Genomic DNA, 22191 nt, shown 5'->3' with positions numbered 1-22191 from the left:
GAATTGGCAACGAAAACTGGGGCTGCGGCGGAAACATGACTCCCGAATATTACGCAGACTTGTACAACCGTTTTGCCGGTTACTGCCGGGGCGATTTGTATCGCATTGCGGGTGGCCCCAACGTTGACGACTACAATTGGATGGAAGTATTGATGCAAAAAACAACCCGCCATCGTCATTTGGTTCAGGGTGTTTCACTGCACAATTACACGTTCACCACGAGCTGGACAGACAAAGGATCGGCCACCGACTTTGATGAAAGTGGTTGGATTTCTGTTTTGAACAATACACTAAAAATGGAAACCTTGGTTGAACGCCATTCTACCATCATGGACAAGTACGATCCCAATAAAGAAATCGGGCTGATCGTTGATGAGTGGGGAAACTGGTTCAATGTTGAGCCCGGAACAAACCCGGGATTCCTTTACCAGCAAAATACTTTACGCGACGCACTGGTTGCCGGAATCAACCTCAACTTATTCAATAACCATGCGGATCGGGTAAAAATGTCGAACATTGCGCAAACGGTCAATGTGTTGCAATCAGTTATTTTAACCAAGGATGAGGAGATTGTGTTGACGCCAACTTACTATGTATTTAAGATGTATGCCGTTCACCAGGATGCGACCCTGATTCCGATGAACCTGAAAACCGGCCAATACAAATATGATGGCAAATCGGTTCCTTCAGTTTATGGTTCGGCTTCAACCAAAGATGGTGTGGTTTCCATTACTTTGTGCAACCTCAACCCCAACAAGGCTGAAACAGTGGATATCAATATTACCGGACAAGACTTTGCTGCTTCAACCGGACAAATTATTACCGCTGAAAACATGAATGATTACAACGACTTTGGACAAGATGAAAAAGTCACCCTGAAATCGTTTGAGGTGAAAAAACCCAAAAATGGCCAAGTGAGCGTTGAATTACCCGCCAAATCGGTGGTGCTGGTTCAGCTTCAATAAGCATAGGTTAAGAAAAAGAAACGGGAGCCAATTTGGTTCCCGTTTCTTTTACTATTCGCTTTCGCCCCTGATTTCCACCCTTCGGATTTTACCAGAGATGGTTTTGGGCAGTTCCGCAACGAACTCCACAATTCGCGGATATTTATAGGGGGCGGTGATATTTTTTACATGCTCCTGGATTTCTTTGATCAAAGCTTCTGATCCGGGCTGGTATTCGGGCGCCAAGACAATACTGGCTTTCACCACTTGTCCGCGCACTTCATCGGGTGCAGCAGTCACGGCGCACTCCACTACCGCCGGATGCTCCATCAAAGCACTTTCCACCTCGAAAGGGCCAATCCGATAGCCCGAGCTTTTAATCACATCGTCGGTGCGACCGACAAACCAGAAATAGCCATCTTCATCGCGCCACGCCAAATCGCCGGTATGATAGTAACCATCGTACCAAACCGATTTGGTCCGTTCTTCATCACGATAGTATTCTTTGAAAAGGCCAACAGGAACTTGCTCACTGGTACGAACAATAATCTCGCCAATTTCGCCATCCTCGCACAGGCGATCTTCAGGATGTAGTAACTGAACATCGTAGGTTGGATTCGGAATCCCCATCGAACCCGGCTTGGGATCCATCCAGGGGAAGGTGGCAATGGCCAACACCGTTTCTGTTTGCCCAAAACCTTCCATCAGTCGCAGTCCGGTCAACCTCAGAAAGCGGTTATACACTTCCGCGTTCAGCGGTTCTCCGGCTACCGTGCAATATTTCAGCGATGACAAATCGTAATTCGAAAAATCTTCCCGAATCATAAACCGGTACACAGTGGGTGGAGCACAAAAGGTATTGATCTTGTACTGGCTGATCACCTGAAGCATCTCGGCCGGATTAAACTTCTCATGATCGTAAACAAACACCGCCCCTCCTGCCAGCCACTGTCCATACAATTTTCCCCAAACCGCTTTTCCCCAACCCGTATCAGCCACGGTCAGGTGCAGGTCGTTTTCTTTGATGTTGTGCCAATACGAAGCGGTAGTGATATGTCCCAGCGGATAGGTAAAATCGTGCGCCACCATTTTGGGGTTTCCGGTCGTTCCGGAGGTAAAATATAAAAGTGAGATGGACGAGTTGCTCGAAACCTCTTCTGGCCGGGTAAACGCAGGCGCTTGTGCAATTCCATACGAAAAATCACGCCAGCCTTCTGGCATTTCTGGCCCAATGGAGATGCGATGTTCAACGCTTGGCGATTCATCCATCGATAAATCCACCTGCTCCAAAACATCTGCTTCGCCTACGGCAATAATGGCTTTTATTTCGGCCGAATTATTCCGGTACACCAAGTCTTTCTTTTTCAGCAAATGGGTAGCCGGAATACAAACCGCGCCCAATTTGTGCAGGGCGATAATGGCGAACCAAAACTCAACCCGACGCTTTAAAATCAACATGACTTTGTCGCCAGAACCAATGCCCAGCGACTGCAAATAAGCAGCTGTTTGATCGCTGTTCTTCTTCATGTCGGCAAAGGTAAAATTGCGGTGTGCCCCCTGATCGTTGGTCCAAACCAAGGCCAGCTTTTCCGGCTCCAGGCGGGCATATTCATCGACCACATCGTAGGCAAAGTTGAAATTGTCGGCCGGCACTTGTATCTCCAGGTTTGCCCTAAAATCGCCCAGTCCGTCAAACTGGACTTTCTTTAAATATCGTTCGCTTAATATCATTGTTCCGTTTTAAAAATCATAGCTAAAAACCTGGCTTCCTTTCCCTCGAGCGCCCGCATTCGGTGGGGCAAAGATGAATCGAACCAGATGGAGTCGCCTTCATTCAAAATCAATGCTTTCTCGTTGAGCACCAGTTGCAGCTTCCCGCTCAAAACCAAGTTAAACTCCTGCCCTTCGTGTTGATAACCAACACCAGCATCATAATCAGGATTGGCATCAACGGTAACCACAAAAGGTTGGGCTTTTTTGTGGATGAAGCTTTCGTTCAGGGCTTGATACCGGTATTCTTTTCGGCGTTCAACCACCGACCCTGTTCCTTGCCGGGTCACTGAGTAGCCACGCATGTGCGGAACATCGCCCGTGAGAAGGGTCGTCAACTCAATTTGGTAGACCGACGAAAAGCGATAAAGGAAACTGACGGGAATATCGGATTCCCCACTTTCATACTGCTGGTAAAGTGCTGGCGAAATGCCGCAAGCTTGGGCACAATCGGCCTCCGACAGCTTAAGCGCATCGCGCAGGCCTTTTAGCCGCTCGGCTATTTGCTGAATTTGAATGTTCATTCTTGGTCTTTTTTTTAATTAAAAGAAAAAGTGACCGGAGCCACCTATTTCCATTCCTTAAAAATAGAAAAACTATCAGGAAATAAGCCATTTTTGACCCATTCTGACTCAAAAAGATATGCAGCCCGGCACTCGAAGCATCTTTCAGAACTTGTTTCAGACGCTTCCGGCGAATAACGCCAAATTCGGTCAACGCTTCGATAAAAACGACGGTCAAATAGCAGAAAACTTCAGCCGTATAAAGGGAAAAATGCTCCTTGAGATGAAAACGACAGCCTATTTGAACCGCGGAGGAGGAGAACCAACCCGCATGGAGCGGCATTTGGCAACAACCGCCTGGCAGCGGCTAGCCCGTGCCAGAAAAAAATACCAGCCGGAAATGGAACAACTATGGGCCTGCTGCAAATCCAGTAGGTAGTTTCCAATTCCAGGAGGTATTGTCACTCTTCCAGACGGTCGTTCCTAATTCCGGACGGCAGGATGCAGTACTGAGTGTTATTGACCACGAAATGCGGGATTATCTGAATTCACACCGATAAAGCCTGGAAGCATCGATCACTTCGAAACCCTCAACGTCTGCTAAAAAAAAGGATGAGACTTCATTTGAAATCTCATCCCTTTAAAATAAATCAATATCAAATCAGAAAAAAGTCGTCAGTTTTTAAGGGCGCCCTTAATCATGGTGAAAGAATGCGGAGGAAAGGCATAAGTCATTTTATCAGCCTTTTTCACTGTCAGGGCAGGCTTCGATTTGGTTTCAACTAGTGTTTTCGCAAAATCGTTTTGCGCCTTGCTATCCGGTCCATTGACTTCATACACTTCGTATTCGCCATCGAACAAGCCTTCCTGAGCAATGAGATCAGTGGTAATCGCCTGGTCCTTATTTCTGTTTACGACGCACAAAACCACCTGTCCATCATCGTAGGTTGCTGAAACGTCGAGAAAAGGAACATCCTCCTGCGTGGTTTTCGATTCGGCTAAGCCAATGAAAAACTCTTCGGTATCATAGGTTTCACAATCAACGGCCACATCTAGCGCGGTGCCAAAAACGTTGTTGGCAAACAGGGCCAGCGGATAGTAGATGGTTTGCTTAAACATGTCGGTTTCGCTCGTAAAAATTGGAGCAATCACATTGACCAATTGTGCCATGTTGGCCATTTTCACTACATCGGCGTTGCGAATAAAAGCATTTAGAAAGCCGGCAATGACCAAGGCATCTTCCAGGTTGTAGTGTTCTTCCAGGGCGCGCTCGCCGGTCATGTCTTCGCCAACGCGGGCACGGTACCACACATTGTACTCGTCCCAGGCTATGTAGATCGGGTCGTCGCTTTCGCGCTGGGCATATGCCATTTCTTTTAGGATCATGCCTTTCACAATTTGGGTGCGTTCCTCCAGCACCAGCGGGGTCGACAGGTAGTTGTAATAGTTGTCGGCCACATTGCCCACATAAATATGCAGGGCGATATAATCAACCACATCGCGCAGTTCGTGCAAAATGGTGGCGTTCCACTCGTTGGGATCGGCATCGGGCCGGTAGTTGGACGAGCCGGCAGCCACCAGCTTAATTTCGGGCGACGTCAGTTTCATCAGCTTGGCTGCTTCGCGGGCTTTCTTGCTGTAGTCTTCGGCATTCAGGTGTCCCATTTGCCAAAAGCCGTCCATCTCATTTCCCAAGCTCCAATAGGTGATGTTGTGTGGTTCGGCATACCCGTGTTGCTTGCGTAGTTCGGCATAATACGGGCCTTCCTTCACGTTGCAGTATTCCACCCACTGCTGTGCTTCTTCGATGGTTCCTGTTCCCAGGTTCACGGCAAAGTAAGGCTCGGTCCCCATGCGCCGGGCAAAGTCGATAAACTCGTTGGTGCCAAAGCGGTTGCTCTCCAGTCGGGCCCAGGCCAGCTCCATGCGTGCGGGGCGCTCGTCTTTTGGGCCAACACCATCTTTCCAATGGTAGTTCGAAACAAAGTTACCACCAGGATAACGGGTGAGCGGCACATTCAGCCCTTTGGCTGCTTCCAGCACATCAAGCCTGATCCCGCTCTCATCGGCCAAGGGAGAGCCTTCGTCGTATATTCCACCGTAAACACAACGGCCTAAATGCTCAACAAAATTTCCGTAGATATTTTTATTTACCTCCCCAATTTGCCGGTCAATATCAATTTTAATCCGGGCATTTTGTGCCGTCAGTTGACCGGCGAATAAAAATCCGGCCACAACCATAGCGGCTGCAAAAAAAGTCGCTGTGCCAGCGCTATTCATTTTTCTCATGCGTCTGTATTTTTATAGTTAACGTTTATACTTTTTGTTACTCATCAACGAAAGGCCATCCATCCTTGTCCCATGCCAAGGTCTTAATAATCAACTTGGGCTTACCCTCATCATGGGCATCGTACCCATGAAAAACCAGGTAGTCTTTATCGTTAAAGGTGTACGTTGAATTGTGCCCCACCCCATACCAGTTCTGGTCGCCCTGCAACAAGATGGAACCACCACCCGTTGCCAACGAATTTCCTTCTTTGTCCAGATAAGGCCCTGGAATCGATTTTGCCCGCCCCACGATCATTTTGTAGGTACTTTTCACACCTTTACAGCAGTAATCGATGGAAGCAAACAAGTAATAATAATCCCCTTTTTTGAAGATAAACGGTGCCTCAATGGCATTGCCTCCCGCATCGACGGGGTTGTCATCCACCGAAGGCGGATTGGGTTCGTCCGGAGATTTTTTCCGGGAAGCAATGGTAGGAATCTGACTCAAATCTTCTGCAACCGATTTCGCATCCGCTTTGAGTTTGACCAATTTCAATCCATCCCAAAAAGAGCCAAAACTCAGGTACGGAGTGCCATCTTCAGCAACAATCAGGTTGGGATCGATGGCGTTCCAATTGGTTTTGCCGGGATACGATTGGATGATGTTTCCATGATCGACCCATTCAAAATCCGGATCTTCAGGATTGAGGGTTTTATTGGTAGCCAAACCAATGCAGGACGTATTTTTGCCAAAGGCCGAAATGGAATAATACAAATAATACTGTCCGTTGTAAAAGGCAATGTCGGGCGCCCAAATGTGCCCTTTAAATCCGTCCACCGCCTCAACAGCCCACTGGGGAGCTTCATCGAAAACCGGTTTTGCCCTGCTCCAGTTTTTCATGTCGGGCGACGACCATACGCTGACTCCCCAACCGGTGGTAAACAGGTAATAGGTACCGTTTTGCTGAATCATCACAGGATCGTGCACTACGATATCTGTGGGGAAAACTTTTATTGATAAAAGTAATAGGGCGACAATTAGGGTAATTCTTTGTTTCATTTTGATAAAGTTTATTGGATTCCTTCTGAGGTCATAGCAATACGTTTCATAGTGCCGTCTGTGTTGTAATCAAGTCGGTCGATACAAACTGAGCGACGATAACTGCCTCCATGTGGCTGAATACCGCCGGTATGATAAAAGTAATACCAGTTATTTTTATACTCGATAATCGCCTGGTGGTTGGTGTTTGAATTGCCCGCCAGTTCGTTTAGAATTCCTTTAAACTCCCATGGTCCGGTAATCGACCGGCTCATCGCATAAGCTGTTTTTTCAGGAAACTGATAGGCATATGACAGATAATACCAGTCGCCACGTTTATGAATCCACGGGGCTTCGGTAAAATCAGGAAGATCAACGGTGTGAATTTCGCCATCGAGCTCGATCATATTGTCTTTTAGTTTTGCCCAATAACAAGCTGTATTTCCCCAATACAGGTATGCCTGGCCATCGTCGTCGATATAAACAGTCGGATCAATATCATCCCAGCTAATCTGGGTTTGACCAGTGGTCATATCGTTTGTGATTAAAGCTTTTCCCAGTGCATCTTTAAACGGACCTACAGGACTGTCGGAAACAGCAACTCCAATTGATTTTCCGGGAATACTGCCGTGTTCAACCGTTACGTACCAGAAAAATTTTCCGTTGCGTTCTATCACCTGGGCAGCCCAGGCACTATGTACCGCCCACGCAAAATCGGCAGGCTTTAACGGAACCGGATGTTCTTCCCAGTTTACCAGATCAGTTGACGAATACACCAGCCACTCGTTCATTTCGTAGAAGTTCTTATCTGCCGGAGCCTGATCGTGTCCTGCATACAAATAAACCGTATCCTGATAAACCAATGCGGCCGGATCGGCCGTGTATTTATCCGTGATAATGGGATTATTGATGCTAAGTTCCTTATTGGACGTATTTACTGCAACTTGTTTTTCTTCATCCTTTTTTTCCGAAGAGCAATTCCAAAGAACTAAAGCCAAAAGACAAACTGTTGCTAAGTTTTTCAATGCGTTCATAATTTGTAGGTTTGATTATTCTTAATACGAACTTCAACATGGAAGTTATCTTCGCCTGACATCGATACTATTTTGCCTTTTTGCCCCAGTATGTTGCATTTAGATTCTTTTCAGTTCCCGCATATACAAATGTTACCTGTCGTGGGCTGGCTTCCCAGTCGACTTCGCGTTCAACGCAAACAATAACGTTGCCCAATGTTAATTGCTTTTTTGTTGCGTCATAACTCCAGCTCCCACTTAGTGCTCCCGACATCGTGCCGTCGGCCTTAAGCGTTAGAGAAGCGGCGCCATTTTGCTGGGCATAGTTGTATGCAAGGTTGATATGCTCCCATGTTCCTACAAGCGAGTCTTTGGTGATCGTACCGTAATCGGGAACGGCGGCGTAACGTTCGGGCAATGCTATGGGCCAGAGGTTGTCGGGTTCACTTGGAGAGGCCGGACACCAAACAAGGCGGCGTACGTGCCCCATCATAATGGCATTGGAGTAGGCGTTGCCACCAACGTTGGCAGGCAATCGTCCTTGCGACATGTAGAACCATTCGCCGGTATTTTCCTTTTGGAAGATACAGCAGTGTGCTATGCCTACCCATCCGTAGCTAAGATTGAATTTGTAAGGGTGAGTTACGATAGGGTAACTGTCACCTTGTCCGGCGGTAAAGTTACGCCCGTTAATGTCGAGGTATGGACCTTCAATGTTTCGGCTTCTGACTACCCGAGTGTTGTAGGGTACGTCGAGGCCATCGTAGGCCAAAAACAAATAGTAGTATCCATCCTTGTAAATGACTTCGGGAGCTTCGCTGGCTTGCCAACGTGATCCATCTGCACGTGTACCGACTCTCAGTCCATATCGGGCTGTCAGCTCACTTGCATTGTCAGCCCATGGATTACCGAGCGTGTTGAGCGGCTTACCTGTTGTTGCATCAACTTGCAATAGTGCGAAACCGCTGTGCCACGAACCATGTATCAGGTAATGGTACCCCTCGGGCGATACGATATAGGTGGGATCAATGGCGTTATAATAAAAATAACCACTCCAGTCCGATGTGCTTGAGCGACTGTAGTCTAAACCACGATCTGACGATGAAGTGGTGACGAAACCTTTATCTTCCCATACGGCACCGCCGGGATCGGTCGATTCGCACATGCCGATAAAGGCGCGTTCAGTCCAGCTCCCATCAAAGGCGGTTGAAGTGGGATTACCTGTTTCAATATAGTTGAAGATAACGACACTGTAATACATACGCAAGATCTCTTGCCCTCCAACGTTAACCCGGCGTACTACCGGTGCCCAATAGCCGTATTGGATGTTGTCTTCGGGAATTGCTTCGAGATTCATGCGCGAGCGAATGGCGTTGAGCGAATCAGCTACCCAGGAGGGTGCTTCATAAAAAGGTCCGCCTACCCATTCCCAATTAACCAAATCGGCAGAACGTTTGCCTTGAAAATGCCCATGTCCTTCGGCCTCGTTACCATACGAGGCATCGGTGCCATACATATAGTAATATCCGTTGTAGAAGGCTACCGATGGGTCGTGAACATTGGCCAGATTCCACTCGTTTCTGTTATCCCACGATGCTATTGCTGAATAGTCGTCGGCGTATGTTGGGATGGTGAAATCAGCGTTGTTATCAGGCTTATCATCCGGCTTTGTGGTGATACCTGTAGGGTCCAGGTCATCGTCGCTGCACCCTGCAAATGAGAGTGCCATCAGGCTGATGGCGATAATCAATAAATTCGTTAGTTTCATGTCTAATATGTTTTCAGTTGAAACAAACTTCCTTACCAACATACAAAAAATACGTTGGACAAGGAAGTCTCTTTTTTTAAGATAATAAGCCCTACTCCAACGCTACAACAGGACGAACACTGTACCCTTTTTCAAAGAAAGCCGGTCCATTATCCTCATTGTTGTTTGCCGAGTTACCGACAAGATTAGGATTGGCATTCAGCGTAGATTGAAATATTGGGAAATACTCATGGCCCTTATAGTAATATTTGAACGATGAATCGTCTGCTGTTTCGGCGGTCAGCTCCTCTGTTGAAGCTGTGCCATCGCGCTTATAATAACCATGTTCAACCAATTGATTCAGACGATCATTATCGTAGAAGAATCCCCAACGGAGTAAGTCGATACCACGTCCGTTTTCGCACCCGAATTCTTTAGGGCGTTCAACGTTTGCTATTTGCTCGAACAGCGCGTCAGCAGACGGAAAATCGGAAACTTGAAGATCTTCAAGAGCAACGCGTCGACGTACAATATTAATGTAATCGATCGCCGTCTGGGTAGGGCCATTGATTTCATTTTCGCATTCGGCAGCACGAAGTAAAACGTCGCTATAACGCATCAGGCGCAGGTTAACTCCACAATGCAATCCGTTTGTTATAGAACTGTAGATGTTGTTCCTTGCATTGGTGAATTTTGCTATCGATATACCACCTTGGGCATTATTTGACAGAGGTGTTGTCGTTACTTCTTCTTGATAAACCGTGTTGCTGCGAGGATCTCCTCCAGGATATGCCGCGGTTTTCTGTCCGGTATAAGTACTGTATTCACCTTCGTATGTAACTAATGTCCAGTATAAGCGAGGATCGAGACGACCATCGGTAGAGTTCTCTTTTTTGAAGAGGTTATACAACCATGGTGAGCCAGCCAAGTCGCCCCAGCTACCCAATTCCTGAGACGCAAAGTTACTTTCGACTGCGTGCCCCTGAGTTGCCTCCGAGCTTATATTTACCGGAGTCCACTCTTCATCAGTTCCACCTGTTCCAAAGTCCAAAAATTGAACTTCGAAAAGGCTTTCTAAGTTATTTTCGGTGTCTTCTCTAAAGTTATCGCCATAGTCGGCAGTCAATTCATATTGTCCGTATTTACCGGCAATGATGTCTTTCAGGACCGTGTATGCCTCTTCAAATTTATGACGGAACATCAGTGCACGAGCCAAATAGCCGGCAGCAGCACCGCATGTTGCACGACCTTGAGCCCATTCACCACCTTCATTGCGCGATGGCAAAATTTGCATAGCCTCTGTAAGGTCAGCCTCAATTTGGTCAAACACCTCGTCTTGGGTATTGTTGGATGCATACATGGTGTTGATATCTGAATAAGAAGCATAGTCTATAATCAAAGGAACGGTCTGGTAATAGGTTGCCAAATGATAGTATGCTAAAGACCTAAGGAAAAGGGCCTGTCCTTTTATCTGGTTATAAGAATCTTCCGACAGATCGACCTCATCCACTTTCGACAATACAAAGTTTGTGCGGTTGACCACATGATAGTTGTCGCGCCACGGCCATTCGTCGCCAATTCCGATTGTACCCGGAGAATTAAGGTTGTCGTAGTCCAAATACCACTGTTGCGATGAATTCCAAACTTCGTCGCCACGTACAGCATCCAACGTGTAGCCAACGCGGGCAAATGTACCATCAAGGCGTATCCGGTTATAACATGCAATAACAGCCTCCTGAAGTTCTGATTCCGAATTCCCGAAATCGTAGGTTGTTTGATTGTTCGGGTTCACAACATTGAGTTCTTCATTGCAGGATGTAAAACCTCCAATAAGCGCCAATGTTATTAGAATTATATTTAATCTTTCCATAATGATATCTTATTTTTTTTAGATGATAAGTTAGAATGATAAGTTTACTCCGAACATTACGCTTCGTGGTGTTGGATACGAAGCATAGTTGTAACCTGGAGTAAATGTACCTCCTGCAAAATCTACATTGTAACCTTTGTATTTGGACAATGTGGCTAAATTTTGACCTGATGCGTACACGCGTACACCGCTAATATATCCACCAAACCAACTGTCAGGCATATTATAACCCAATTCAATATTGGCAATTTTCAGATAGCTTGCATCTTGAATGAAACGCTGGCTAAACATATCGTTGGTGATTGAACCCGACGATTTGTATGCTACGCGAGGCACATCAGTGTTTGTGTTATCCAGGGTCCAGGCATTCAATAAATCAACGTTTTTGTTAAGTGCACCGTATGAGCCACTCAATGCAACGTCAACAAAATCTACCGCTTTAAAACCTGCCGCTCCATGCATTGCTATACTCAAGTCGAAACCTTTCCATTCAGCACGGGTATTGAAGCCAAAATTAACATCTGGCAATCCACTACCTAAGTACGTTTGGTCTTCGTTGGTAATTTCACCGTCGTTGTTAAGGTCGGCGTATGCAACGTCTCCGGGTTGTGCTCCGTTCTGATTGACGTACTCGCCTTCTGAGTTGATCCGATTATCAATCTGTTCCTGCGACTGGAAGATGCCTTCATAAACGTAGCCATAAAATGAACCTACTTCACGACCTACTTCTGTGCGACTGTTGCCATCGGTACGAGGTTCACCTGAAACGCCCAACTTTATTACCTTGTTGTTGAGGGTAGATAAGTTGGCGGAAATGTCAAACTTAACAGCGTTTTGATGATTGTGATAGGCAAGTAAGAACTCAAGACCCGAGTTTTCCATTGTTGCCGCATTCATTGTTACTGTTGCATTAGTAGCGCCCGCATTGGTTGGAACAGCGACACTATAAAGAAGGTCTTCTGATGTTGACTTATACCAGTCGAAAGTAAATTCCAACTTATTATTGAACATTCCAAGGTCGAGGCCAAAGTCAATCGTTTTCTTCTTTTCCCACCGGATGGCTGTGTTTACATAGTTTGATATTGCTGATCCGGTAACCTTATTATTTGCAAAACTATACGTGTAGTTACCTCTTGACATCACATCCATGTATTGGTATTCGCCAATGTTCTCATTACCCAATTCACCATAGCTACCACGAACCTTGAATAGATTGATCGTCGATTCGGCTACTGGGAAGAAGTTTTCACGTTCGATACGCCAACCTGCTGATACCGATGGGAACCAGTCCCAACGGTCTTCAGATGAAAGACGGCTTGAACCATCGCGACGTACAGTAGCCGAAAGAAGATATTTATCATCGAAATTGTAGTTGATACGACCAATATAAGATGCCAGCACGTGCTCGGTTTCAAAGGTTGTTGAAGATGTTTCCTCTGCATTGTTTACTTGCAGATAGTATGGCTCAGGCAGGTTAACACCTCGGCCTGTAAGTGTGTGAAAGAGTTCGCGCTGGAATGTTTGACCGGCAAGCACATTGACGTGATGGCGTCCAAATTTACCATCGTATTTTAATGTGTTTTCTATCAGTGCATCGCTAAAACTACGATAGCCTTGTGACAGGGTTTCGTTGCTTTTTGATAAGTAGTTTGTTGTACTCTGTATAAATGCGGGCACGAATGTAAAGTCCTTTGCCGTGGTCTTACTGTACGACAAGTTCAGGTTGTAATCGAACGTGTGATTTTCGCTTTTTGATCCAACCATGTCAATCAGGTCAACATTTGCCGAACCTGAAGCCACAAAGCGGTCAACAACCGTGTTTCTTTCCAAAAGATTATTGGTAAGTAAAAGGTTTGTTACACGCAAGTCTCCATGAACATCGTCATAGTACGTACCATAACCATAAGAGTCGTAGCTGTATTCTGATGCGGCAGAAATTTTATCATCCAGCACCCAGGTCGATTCATCGTAAGCCTGTATGCTTGGAGGTGTAAGCAGAGCTGAAGCCATTACAGGAAATTGTGCACCATACAGACCTTGTACGTACTCGTTGGCGTTACTAAGAGCCATATTGTCCTGATCACTGTGGCTAAACACCAAGTTCGTTTTGATTCTGATAAACTTAACATCCATCGTATTATTGATACGGGCGGTATAACGTTCGAAGTTAGGACCGGCACCCTCCATTGTTCCTTCCTGACTGTAGTAGTCGAGCGCGATGTTGTACGTGTTGTCAGCACCACCACCTGAGACGTTGAGGTTGTGATTCTGACGAATACCCGTTTTAAAGGACTCTTCAAACCAATCGGTGTTAACTTGTGCGGGGTCGAGGTATTTGTCGCTTGCAGGATTGTATCCGGCAGGAACATCCATTCCGCTGTTACTGTATGCCATGTTTACGTATTCACCATATTGGGAAGCATCCATAACATCGTATACGCCTTCTTCCACTTGGTCAATACCAACATAACCTTTGTAGTCAATCCTCATGGCCTGATTCTTCTTCCCTTGTTTTGTGGTGATGATCACAACACCGTTGGCAGCACGCGAACCGTAAATTGCCGCAGCAGAAGCGTCTTTAAGCACCTGAAGTGTTTCAATATCGTTTGGCGAGAAATCGCGAATGGTTGTCCCCATTGGTACACCATCAACAACGTAAAGAGGTGCGGTGCTACCAAACGAACCGATACCACGAATACGTACTGTAGGGTCGGCTCCCGGTTGTCCGTCGGACGTAATTTGAACACCGGATACTTTTCCCTGCAGCATTGTTGAGATATTTGAGTGTGATACTTTTTTCATCTCTTCAGCGTCAACAACGGCAACGGAACCTGTCAGGTCAACCTTGCGTTGTGTACCGTAACCAACAACGACCACTTGTTCGAGTCCGATCATATCCGGCACCAAGGTGATGTTGCCAAGTTCAGTTTTTCCCTCAACGGTTACTTCCATACTTTTGTATCCTATAAAAGTTATTGAGAGTATCGCATCAGAAGGAACAGAAAGCGAAAAGTTACCATCAACATTGGTAATCGTACCATTTGTTGTACCTATTTGTTGTATGGTTGCGCCTGGAAGTGGTTCCCCGTTTTCGTCAACGATTTTACCGTTTACTGTTATGTTGGCTTGTTGAGTCATTGACATCTGGGCGGCCTTACCGCTACCTTCTGCGTATGTTGCCGTTGTGAATGCCAGCAATCCCAACAGGATTAAATTTAAATATTTCATAATTAAACTATGTTTGATCTTGATGATTATTCAACAATTACGAGATAAGCTCTTTCTAACACGAGTGCCGTATTCAAATCAGCACTTTCTACAGCAATGCCCTCATACAATTGGAAATGTGTTTCGCCGGTGGCATAAGTCATATCATACCGTATATTGGCCGTATTGTCACCGTTGTTTGTAACTGTGATGATTATTTTAGATCCATTAATGTTTGATGTGAATACATCCCAATTCCAGTCATTTGTTGCGGTAGCAATGCCGTCGTAGCCAGAACCCCATCCAAAGTTGTCCATACGAACTACACCGTATTCAGTCCCGTCAGCTTTACGAAGAATCGTACTAGGGCTGTGCCAGTTATTAGCCTCGTTCGAGTAGCAGTACATTGTCAATGTTTTACTTGAACCTGATGCAACTGTATAGTTATCAGAAAATTCGGTCCACCATGCGGTAGAGAAGTCACTAGCACCTACCTGATCGATACCCTTGACAAGCGTTAGCGGGCAAGTTGTCGTTACTGTGCTTGTTGCACCAACATAAGAAATAACGAAGCTCTGAGCACCTTCAACAGCCTCAATCTTACCAATCTCAAGCGTTTCATTTCCTAAGATACCTGTTGTACCGTCTGAATAGGTAGCTGTTACCTCCATGCCGGCAGGGTCGAATATGATGCCACTGGTATCGTTGTAGAAATAGTATGTGGTGATAACCGGCAAAGCCGTAATCTCAATGCTTGCCACTGAGTTGGTCACTTCAAGCGTGTAGAAAGTTGTTACAGGAGCACTCAATTCGCCTTGCTTGGTTTTGTTATACGATACAATAACTGTCTTTTCGCCCAGTGTAGTCATATCAGGAATAACATTGAATGATACGTCTGCTGTATCAACATGCTCAGAAGATCCGTCGGCATAAGTTACCGTAGCTACGGCATCGCCCCAGAAGTCTTCGTTTCCTATTTCAACAAAAGCTGGAGCTCCTTCTACAGCGATTGAAACCGGATCAACGTCTTCTACAACAGTAACTTTAGATGGTAAAAGGTAAGCTTCTTGCATTTCGAAAAAGCTGGCATCACAAATTAAGAAAGCCGTAATATCATTCGTTGCAGAAACCGGTTGTTGATAGGTCATAAGCAGCTCCGTACCATTTGTTCCAACCGCAGTGGCTGTTACAAATACATTGCCGGTAGCCGAGTGGTCAATTTCGATCGTAACATAAGCACCATCCATCGTAGCGCGGAAGTCGTTCCAAATATCGCCATCTCCATCGGTGTCGGGATAGTTATGAGAGACCATGGCCAGGTCGAAATCACCGTTCCCCCAGCCGTAAGCATCAGAACGGAGTACAAAATATTCTTCGTAACCGTCAGCATCACGATCTGCTACTTCGTTGGCTACGCCAAGATTCCAGTTGTTCCAGTTGTTTTGGCTACCTCCATTGTGGTTAATAAAGGCGATGTGCAATAGTTTATTGGAAGGAACAGTGAAATAATCAGAGAATGCAGTCCACCAGCCGGAACTGTAATCTTCAGCACCAACTATCGCCGTAGCGATGTCGATGTAAGTGGTGTCGCCTGTATCGATACTTGCTTTCGCATCTGCAATTGAGTCGATCCTGCTTTGCAGGTCACCAGGCGCATCAATTGAATAAGTATCCAACTCCTCGCACCCAACGAGACTAAATGCTGCCAAAACTACTGCGTACAAAGCGCACCTCATCAGCTTAGTATTTTTACTTATCCCGGAAGTAAAAAGAAATAAGCTCATTAAATAAGTTAAGTTTCTCTTCATAATTAATTAGATTGGTTTTCGCGTAAATTCTGTTTGTAAACTTACGCCGGGTTAGTACCGAATACGGTGGACAATTCAGTATTGAAAGTGGACGATTGAGGAAATCTTGTCGCTCTAGGTGTTAATGAGCTGATAATTAGATGCTCGAATGTTTTTTCGTGAACTCACTGGGACTCAATCCGTAGAACTTTTTGAAAATACGACTGAAGTACTTAGGGTCGTTAAAACCGGTTTTAAAGGCAATTTCGGAAATCGATTGATCGGTGGTTTTTATCATTTCAACCGATTTCCTTAGTTTATAGGAATTGATAAAGTCGGTGATATTTAAATCGGTGATGGCTTTTATTTTTTTATACAGCAAGCTTCGGCTCACAAACATTTCCTGTGCAAACTGGTTGACCGAAAACTCCGTTTCGGTATAGTTTTTCTCGAGCACGGCATAAGCTCGCGTAATGAACTCTTCGTCGACCGGGTTCGAGGTTAACTCGGACGGTGAGCTTGATTGGAGATCGTGAAACAGCCGCTTCAAGCGGCGGCGCGATTCGATGAGGTTATTCATTTTGGCCTGCAGAATTTGCAGGTTAAAGGGTTTGGGAATGTAGTCGTCGGCGCCCGTCTCCAGTCCTTCAACCCAACTCTCGACCATGGTTTTGGCGGTGAGCAAAATAATGGGAATATGGCTGCTTTGGATGTCACGTTTCAGACGGCTGCACAATTCAATTCCATCCATCACTGGCATCATCACATCGCTGACAATCAATTCGGGCGAGTATTTTTTTGCCAAGGCCAAGCCTTCTTTCCCATCTTCGGCGCCCAGGGTGCGATAGTCGGTTTTCAGGGTTTGCAGCAAGAAGCTACGCAGGTCAAAGTTGTCTTCCACTATCAACACCAAGGGCTTGCTGCGGTCTTCCGGCTCCGGTTCCCCTTCTTCAAAATCGGTGGCACGGGCATAAATGTATTCCGAAAGAACATCGACCCGGCCCTCCAGGTTCACTTCAATGGGAATCGCGGTTTCATTCAATTCGCTGGCTTCAAAACGATCTTGCGTGTAAGGTAAAAACACCTGGAAATTGCTTCCTTTTCCCAGCTCACTAACCACCCGGATTTCGCCATGCAGGGCCTGCACAATCTCCTGTGTCAGTGCCAAGCCAATTCCCGAGCTCCCCAGGTCGGCGTCCTGTTTGGCTGAATCAACCTGGTAAAAACGATCGAATAAGTAGGCCAGGTTCTCGCGGGCAATCCCTTTGCCTGAATCAATGACCTGAATACGAACATAAGGAAGCTGAAATGCCTCCTGCTGATCCATCTTCACAAAATCGGTTTTCAAGCTGATCTGTCCTCCGGGCGAGGTGTATTTAAACGCGTTGGAAAGCAAGTTATACAATACGTTCTCCAGTTTTTCCGAATCGAACCAGGTTTCCGCCGGAACTTCATCCATCAAAAACCGAAAATCAATTTGTTGATGCTGGGCTAAATCCTCAAACGACTCAAAAATGCTTCGCAAAAAAAACGGCAAGTCCCCCTGGCTGACACGCAGCTTAAGCTTCCCGGTTTCTATCCTGCGAAAATAGATCAACTGATTGATCAAATGCAATAAGCGCTGCGCATTCCGGTCGATCATCTTCAGGGTTTTCAGATTGTTTTTGTCGTCGCGCAAGTTCTTCATCAGTTGTTCCAGCGGATCAATAATCAACGTGAGCGGTGTGCGGAATTCATGCGAAATATTGGTAAAGAAGCGCAAGCGAAGTTGGTTCACCAGGTTCACTTTCTTATTCAGCTCAATCACCTCGTCGCGTTGCGAAACAATCTGCTCATTTTGCTTTTCCAGTTCTATTTTCTGTCCTTCAATCAGCACCTGCCGGTCGGCCAGTTGCTGGTTAGTATGGCGGAGGCTTTCGGCCTGCACCTGCAATTTCTCTTTCTGCTCCTCGATCTTCCTGGTTCGTTCTTTCACCTGCTTTTCCAATTTCCGTTTCTGCTCATTCAGAAATTTGGTTCGGTAGCGAATGTAAGCCATTACCAGCAATACCAGGCACAGCAATGCCAGAACGCGAAACCAGGCCGTATTCCAAAACGGTGGATGAATAACCAGGCGAAGCTCTGCCACTTCGTTCGACGAAACACCATCGCTGTTCGACGCTTTCACCTGAAACAAATATTCGCCGCCCGACAGGTTGGTGTAATTGGCAAAACGCCGAGTAGCCGGCACTACCACCCAATCCTGATCCACACCTTCCATCTTGTAGGCATATTTTATTTTCTCCGGAAGGAAATAATCCAGCGCCGAAAACTCGATGGAGAATACGGCATCCTTGTAGGAAAGCTGAATGCTTTCGGTTTTGCTTACTGGTTGATTTAGGATAATCCTTGAATGGTACTCCTCCCCAATTTTCACCGGGTTGTTGAAAATGGAAAATTCTGTAAACACCGGCTTAAAGGAATTCGGGTACGCTTCAATTTCGTTAGGCTGGAAGTAATTTAGTCCGTTGATGCCGCCAAAATACAGCATACCCGACTGATCGGCGTGTGAGGCTGACCAATAAAACTGATCGCTCAACAAACCATCTTTCACAAAATAGTTCTGAAAGGTTTCACTACGCGGATCAAAGCGGGAAAGCCCCATATCGGTACTGATCCACAAATTCCCCTGCAAGTCTTGCTCCATGGCGTAAGCCACATTGTTGCAAAGCCCATCTTGCTCGGAATAACTCACAAAATACCCCTGCCCATCACCTTCAACATACTTGGCGATGCCATTGCCATAAGTTCCAATCCAAATTGTCCCATCGCTGCTTTCGAGCAACGAAATGACGTAATCGCCCGCTATAGATCCTGAATCGCCGGGCTGATGCAAAAACTTGTCATACGCAATCTGTTCTGTTTGCTCATCTGGTTCGCTGAGCTCCGCCCCCTCGAACCGGTACAGCCCGAAACGGGTTCCAACCCAGACTCGGTTTTGCTGATCCTGTAGTAAACAGCCAACTTCGAGCGGATTCTCCAGGTTCATCTTTTCATGAACATGGCTAAACAGCTTGTTCTGCGTATGGAAAACATCCAAGCCTCCCAGGGTCCCAACCAACAAACGATCATCATCCAGTTGTAAAAGCGATGAAATGAAATCGTTGCACAGGCTGTTGGGATCGAAATCGACGGCGTTATAGACTGCAAAATTGTTCCTGTTTTCTGAAAGCATCCGATTCAGTCCGCCACCCCAGGTACCAATCCAAAAATTCTGGCTCGAATCGTACAACAGTGACGTAACAAAGTCACTGCTAATGCTGCTGTTCTGTCCCGGAACAAATTCGAACCGGGAGATTTGCTGTCCGTTACCCCCCACCCTGTTCAGCCCGCCACCGGCTGTTCCCACCCAAAGCACCTCTTCCTTTTTCAGAATCGAATTGATGGTGTTGTGGCTGATGGTATTCGGACTGGCAGGTTCATTCCGAAGCGCATAAAACGGTTTTTGATAGGTGTTGTAATAATTGACCCCGCCTTTTTCCGTGCCCACCCAAACGTGTCCGGTTTCGTCGGTAAGAAGCGAACTGACAAAGGGATTGTTCAGGCTCTCGTTTCCGTTGGGGCTGCTGTCCAGATGCAAGAAATTTTTGGCGTTCGGATCGTAATAATTGAGTCCGTCCAAGGTGCCAACTATGATGGTTCCATTCACATCCTCACCAATGGCAGTGACTGACAGATGACTCAGGTCGAAAGGGTCATCGTTTTGGGCGCCAAAATACCGCAGCTCCTCCAAACCGGACTGAAAAAGATAAAGTCCGGCATCCGTTCCCAACCAGATATTCCCCTTTGAATCGAGAAAAGTGGTTTGAACATTTCCTCCAGCCAGCTCCTGTTTCAAGCGGTTCCACTTCGGGTGGTTGTTAATATCGTCTGGATTGAAAATGGCAATCCCGCTGGCGGTTCCCACCAACAAATCGCCGTCGGGCAAAAGGATCAGGTGATTGATATGTCGATCAGGTAACAAACCCCCATCAATTTTGGTACTTCGCCACTCCCCTTCCTCGCTTTTGCTGACCAGCCAAAGACCATTGTTTTGTGTCGCCACCCACAGGCGTTGATCGTCATCCAACAAAAGATGCGTGATTGAGAAATTGCCGATGTCCTCATCCAGCACCTTCAGGCGCCGGAATTGTTCGGTACTGAGATCGAAGCAAACCAGTCCGCGGCGGGTGCCAACCCATAGGTTTCCCAGGCTGTCTTCGCAAAGGGTATGAATAAAGTTATCGCGCAGGCCAAGCGGCTCCTGATCTTTTTGGTAGGTTTTAAAAGTGTACCCATCATAGCGGCAAAGTCCGTTCCAGGTGCCAAACCACATAAATCCTTGCTGATCTTTGATGATGTAATCCACCGTATTTTGAGCCAAACCTTCGTTGGTCGTCAGGTATTGAAAGCGAATGTGCTCCAAAGGCGACTGCGTGCTTTGTCCTATGGCTGGCAAGGCCTGGAAGCCCAGCAATACCCAAAGAACAACGAACCCTATCAACTTCCGGTTGTGCATTCTCATCTCGATTACATGATCCTAAATACCTAAGATTAAACGCTTGTGTTAGCTCGGCAAAGTTACCATTATTGATTAAAAGTAATAAATACTCTAAATGTTTCAGGGCATGTATGATCAGCCTGTGTATCTCCGCCAAACTTCAGCCGATTCTGGTATTTGGAACTTGGAATTTGATACGGCAGTCATTGGTTATTGGCAAGCAGTTGAAAAAAAATGAAAGCTGACTGCGACTGAGCACTTCATTTTCTTGTCATTGGTAGTCTTTTATTTATCATTAATCGCCAGTAGTTGGAATTTGATGAGGTCTTAAAAACACTTTGGGTTTGAATGACTGGCGGGCTTGTCGTGCGGGGTGTCATCCTGAACTTATTTCAGTAACTGCCGGCTATTCTGCTGGATACTGGCTTGCGACCGCAGGGAGTCCCGATCGATCGGGATAGCTTTCCTCTTATTTTGAATGAAACTAAATTATACTCGATTGACGAAATTATTTTCGATAAAATCATAACTTGTGAAACCAAACAGAACACCTGCAATTGTGAAAGAACGAAACACCATTAAGCTCCACCAGACGATGCACAACGGGCAACCGGTTGTGCAACTTCTGTTTGAGTTCGACGCGGAATTGACTGCGGTAGTTAAACAACTGGAGGGCAGCAAGTGGAGCCAGACGATGAAAAGTTGGTATATTGCAGAAGAGCAATTTGATTTGCACCGTTCTTTTGAGGCCTTTAGGGGAAAGGCCTGGGTGGACTATTCGGGGCTGAAAAAGAATTCAATGCCAGCCAAAGAAAACAATAAGGTAAAAAAAGAAACCATCCGACAAAACATACAACTGCCTCCAGGTTTTTTGGAGCGGCTTGAACAGGAACGATACAGTAAAAACACCATAAAAATCTATACCCATTATTTTAAAGATTTCGTTAATGAATTTCAGGGAAGGGATTTGGGCGTAATTACAAAAGAAGAAATCAACAGCTTTATTTTAAGGCTGATCAAAGAAAAGCAAATATCTCCTTCACAACAAAATCAGCGGATTAATGCCATTAAATTCTTCTATGAAAAGGTTTTGAACAGAGAAAAAGAATATTACTGGATCAACCGTCCACGAAAAGAGCGAAAGCTTCCTGACATATTAAGTAAGGAAGAAATCGCTGCTATGCTGAGAGCGACGGAAAATAAAAAGCATAAATGCCTTATCGCCCTTATTTACTCCTGCGGGTTACGAAGAAGTGAAGCTGTTAATCTGGAAATCAAGGACATTGATTCGAAGCGGATGCAGGTAAAGATAAGAGGGGCAAAAGGGAAAAAAGACCGGTATGTACCGCTGGCAATAAAAACACTTACCTATTTAAGGGACTATTACAAAGAGGAAAAACCTGTCCGTTATCTTTTTGAAGGAAAAGCGAAAAAGCAATACAGTGCAACGAGTATTTATAATGTTGTGAAAAACACTGCTGTCAAAGCCAAAATAAGAAAACGGATTTATCCGCATATTTTGAG

The 22191-nt window shown here is 45.9% G+C and carries 13 protein-coding genes; 3 read left to right on the top strand and 10 right to left on the bottom strand.

Translation table 11 applies throughout. The features are described from left to right. On the top strand, positions 1-965 hold a 965-nt coding region (locus tag AAC033_RS13425; protein WP_339738940.1), incomplete at its 5' end, for an alpha-L-arabinofuranosidase C-terminal domain-containing protein. Positions 966-1016: 51 nt separating this feature from the next. Here AAC033_RS13425 and AAC033_RS13420 read toward each other — a convergent pair. Then, entirely contained in the window at positions 1017-2675 is a 1659-nt protein-coding gene (locus tag AAC033_RS13420) for an AMP-binding protein (RefSeq protein WP_339738938.1), read from the bottom strand. After that, a complete protein-coding gene (locus AAC033_RS13415; RefSeq protein WP_339738936.1) occupies positions 2672-3238 on the bottom strand; it encodes an XRE family transcriptional regulator in 567 nt (188 codons plus the stop codon). Before AAC033_RS13415 ends, AAC033_RS13420 begins: the two co-directional genes overlap by 4 nt. A 262-nt stretch (positions 3239-3500) precedes the next feature. Here AAC033_RS13415 and AAC033_RS13410 point away from each other — a divergent pair, with 262 nt between their 5' ends. Continuing rightward, entirely contained in the window at positions 3501-3656 is a 156-nt protein-coding gene (locus tag AAC033_RS13410) for a hypothetical protein (protein ID WP_339738934.1), read from the top strand. Positions 3657-3892: 236 nt separating this feature from the next. Here the strand turns inward: AAC033_RS13410 and AAC033_RS13405 are convergent, their stop codons facing one another. From AAC033_RS13405 to AAC033_RS13370, 8 genes are all read right to left on the bottom strand, one after another. Next, the gene (locus AAC033_RS13405; protein WP_339738932.1) at positions 3893-5506 is read right to left on the bottom strand and encodes an alpha-L-arabinofuranosidase C-terminal domain-containing protein; all 1614 of its coding nucleotides are present in this window, start codon (positions 5504-5506) and stop codon (positions 3893-3895) included. Positions 5507-5543: 37 nt separating this feature from the next. After that, positions 5544-6545, bottom strand: a complete 1002-nt coding sequence (locus tag AAC033_RS13400; protein ID WP_339738930.1) for an arabinan endo-1,5-alpha-L-arabinosidase — start codon at positions 6543-6545, stop codon at positions 5544-5546. An 11-nt stretch (positions 6546-6556) separates the two neighbouring features. Next, positions 6557-7558, bottom strand: a complete 1002-nt coding sequence (locus AAC033_RS13395) for a glycoside hydrolase family 43 protein (protein WP_339738928.1) — start codon at positions 7556-7558, stop codon at positions 6557-6559. A 67-nt stretch (positions 7559-7625) separates the two neighbouring features. Continuing rightward, positions 7626-9305 (bottom strand): arabinan endo-1,5-alpha-L-arabinosidase, encoded by a 1680-nt coding sequence (locus AAC033_RS13390; RefSeq protein ID WP_339738926.1) that lies wholly within the window; start codon positions 9303-9305, stop codon positions 7626-7628. A 91-nt stretch (positions 9306-9396) separates the two neighbouring features. Continuing rightward, positions 9397-11154: a RagB/SusD family nutrient uptake outer membrane protein gene (locus AAC033_RS13385; RefSeq protein ID WP_339738924.1), complete on the bottom strand. Its 1758-nt coding sequence runs from the start codon at positions 11152-11154 to the stop codon at positions 9397-9399. 30 nt (positions 11155-11184) lie between these two features. Continuing rightward, positions 11185-14298: a TonB-dependent receptor gene (locus tag AAC033_RS13380; protein ID WP_339738922.1), complete on the bottom strand. Its 3114-nt coding sequence runs from the start codon at positions 14296-14298 to the stop codon at positions 11185-11187. A 110-nt stretch (positions 14299-14408) separates the two neighbouring features. Beyond that, positions 14409-16169 carry a hypothetical protein gene (locus AAC033_RS13375; protein WP_339738920.1) on the bottom strand — a complete coding sequence of 587 codons (1761 nt, stop codon included), beginning with the start codon at positions 16167-16169 and terminating at the stop codon, positions 14409-14411. A gap of 136 nt (positions 16170-16305) precedes the next feature. After that, complete coding sequence (locus AAC033_RS13370; protein WP_339738918.1) at positions 16306-20685, bottom strand: two-component regulator propeller domain-containing protein; 4380 nt, start codon at positions 20683-20685, stop codon at positions 16306-16308. 514 nt (positions 20686-21199) lie between these two features. Between AAC033_RS13370 and AAC033_RS13365 the strand changes: the two genes are divergently transcribed. Then, positions 21200-22191 (top strand): site-specific integrase (locus tag AAC033_RS13365; RefSeq protein ID WP_339738916.1); only part of this gene is annotated, 992 nt, incomplete at its 3' end.

Origin of the sequence: uncultured Sunxiuqinia sp., assembly GCF_963974515.1 — a bacterium.
Taxonomy (GTDB): domain Bacteria; phylum Bacteroidota; class Bacteroidia; order Bacteroidales; family Prolixibacteraceae; genus Sunxiuqinia.
This window is presented reverse-complemented; position numbering and strand designations above follow the sequence as displayed.

What these genes read in the sequence shown, in the direction of transcription:
- AAC033_RS13375 (WP_339738920.1), bottom strand. Translation starts at nt 16,169, where the DNA reads ATGAAGAGAAACTTAACTTATTTAATGAGCTTATTTCTTTTTACTTCC.
- AAC033_RS13400 (WP_339738930.1), bottom strand. Translation starts at nt 6,545, where the DNA reads ATGAAACAAAGAATTACCCTAATTGTCGCCCTATTACTTTTATCAATA.
- AAC033_RS13380 (WP_339738922.1), bottom strand. Translation starts at nt 14,298, where the DNA reads ATGTCAATGACTCAACAAGCCAACATAACAGTAAACGGTAAAATCGTT.
- AAC033_RS13385 (WP_339738924.1), bottom strand. Translation starts at nt 11,154, where the DNA reads ATGGAAAGATTAAATATAATTCTAATAACATTGGCGCTTATTGGAGGT.
- AAC033_RS13370 (WP_339738918.1), bottom strand. Translation starts at nt 20,685, where the DNA reads ATGCACAACCGGAAGTTGATAGGGTTCGTTGTTCTTTGGGTATTGCTG.
- AAC033_RS13415 (WP_339738936.1), bottom strand. Translation starts at nt 3,238, where the DNA reads ATGAACATTCAAATTCAGCAAATAGCCGAGCGGCTAAAAGGCCTGCGC.
- AAC033_RS13420 (WP_339738938.1), bottom strand. Translation starts at nt 2,675, where the DNA reads ATGATATTAAGCGAACGATATTTAAAGAAAGTCCAGTTTGACGGACTG.
- AAC033_RS13395 (WP_339738928.1), bottom strand. Translation starts at nt 7,558, where the DNA reads ATGAACGCATTGAAAAACTTAGCAACAGTTTGTCTTTTGGCTTTAGTT.
- AAC033_RS13410 (WP_339738934.1), top strand. Translation starts at nt 3,501, where the DNA reads ATGAAAACGACAGCCTATTTGAACCGCGGAGGAGGAGAACCAACCCGC.
- AAC033_RS13405 (WP_339738932.1), bottom strand. Translation starts at nt 5,506, where the DNA reads ATGAGAAAAATGAATAGCGCTGGCACAGCGACTTTTTTTGCAGCCGCT.
- AAC033_RS13390 (WP_339738926.1), bottom strand. Translation starts at nt 9,305, where the DNA reads ATGAAACTAACGAATTTATTGATTATCGCCATCAGCCTGATGGCACTC.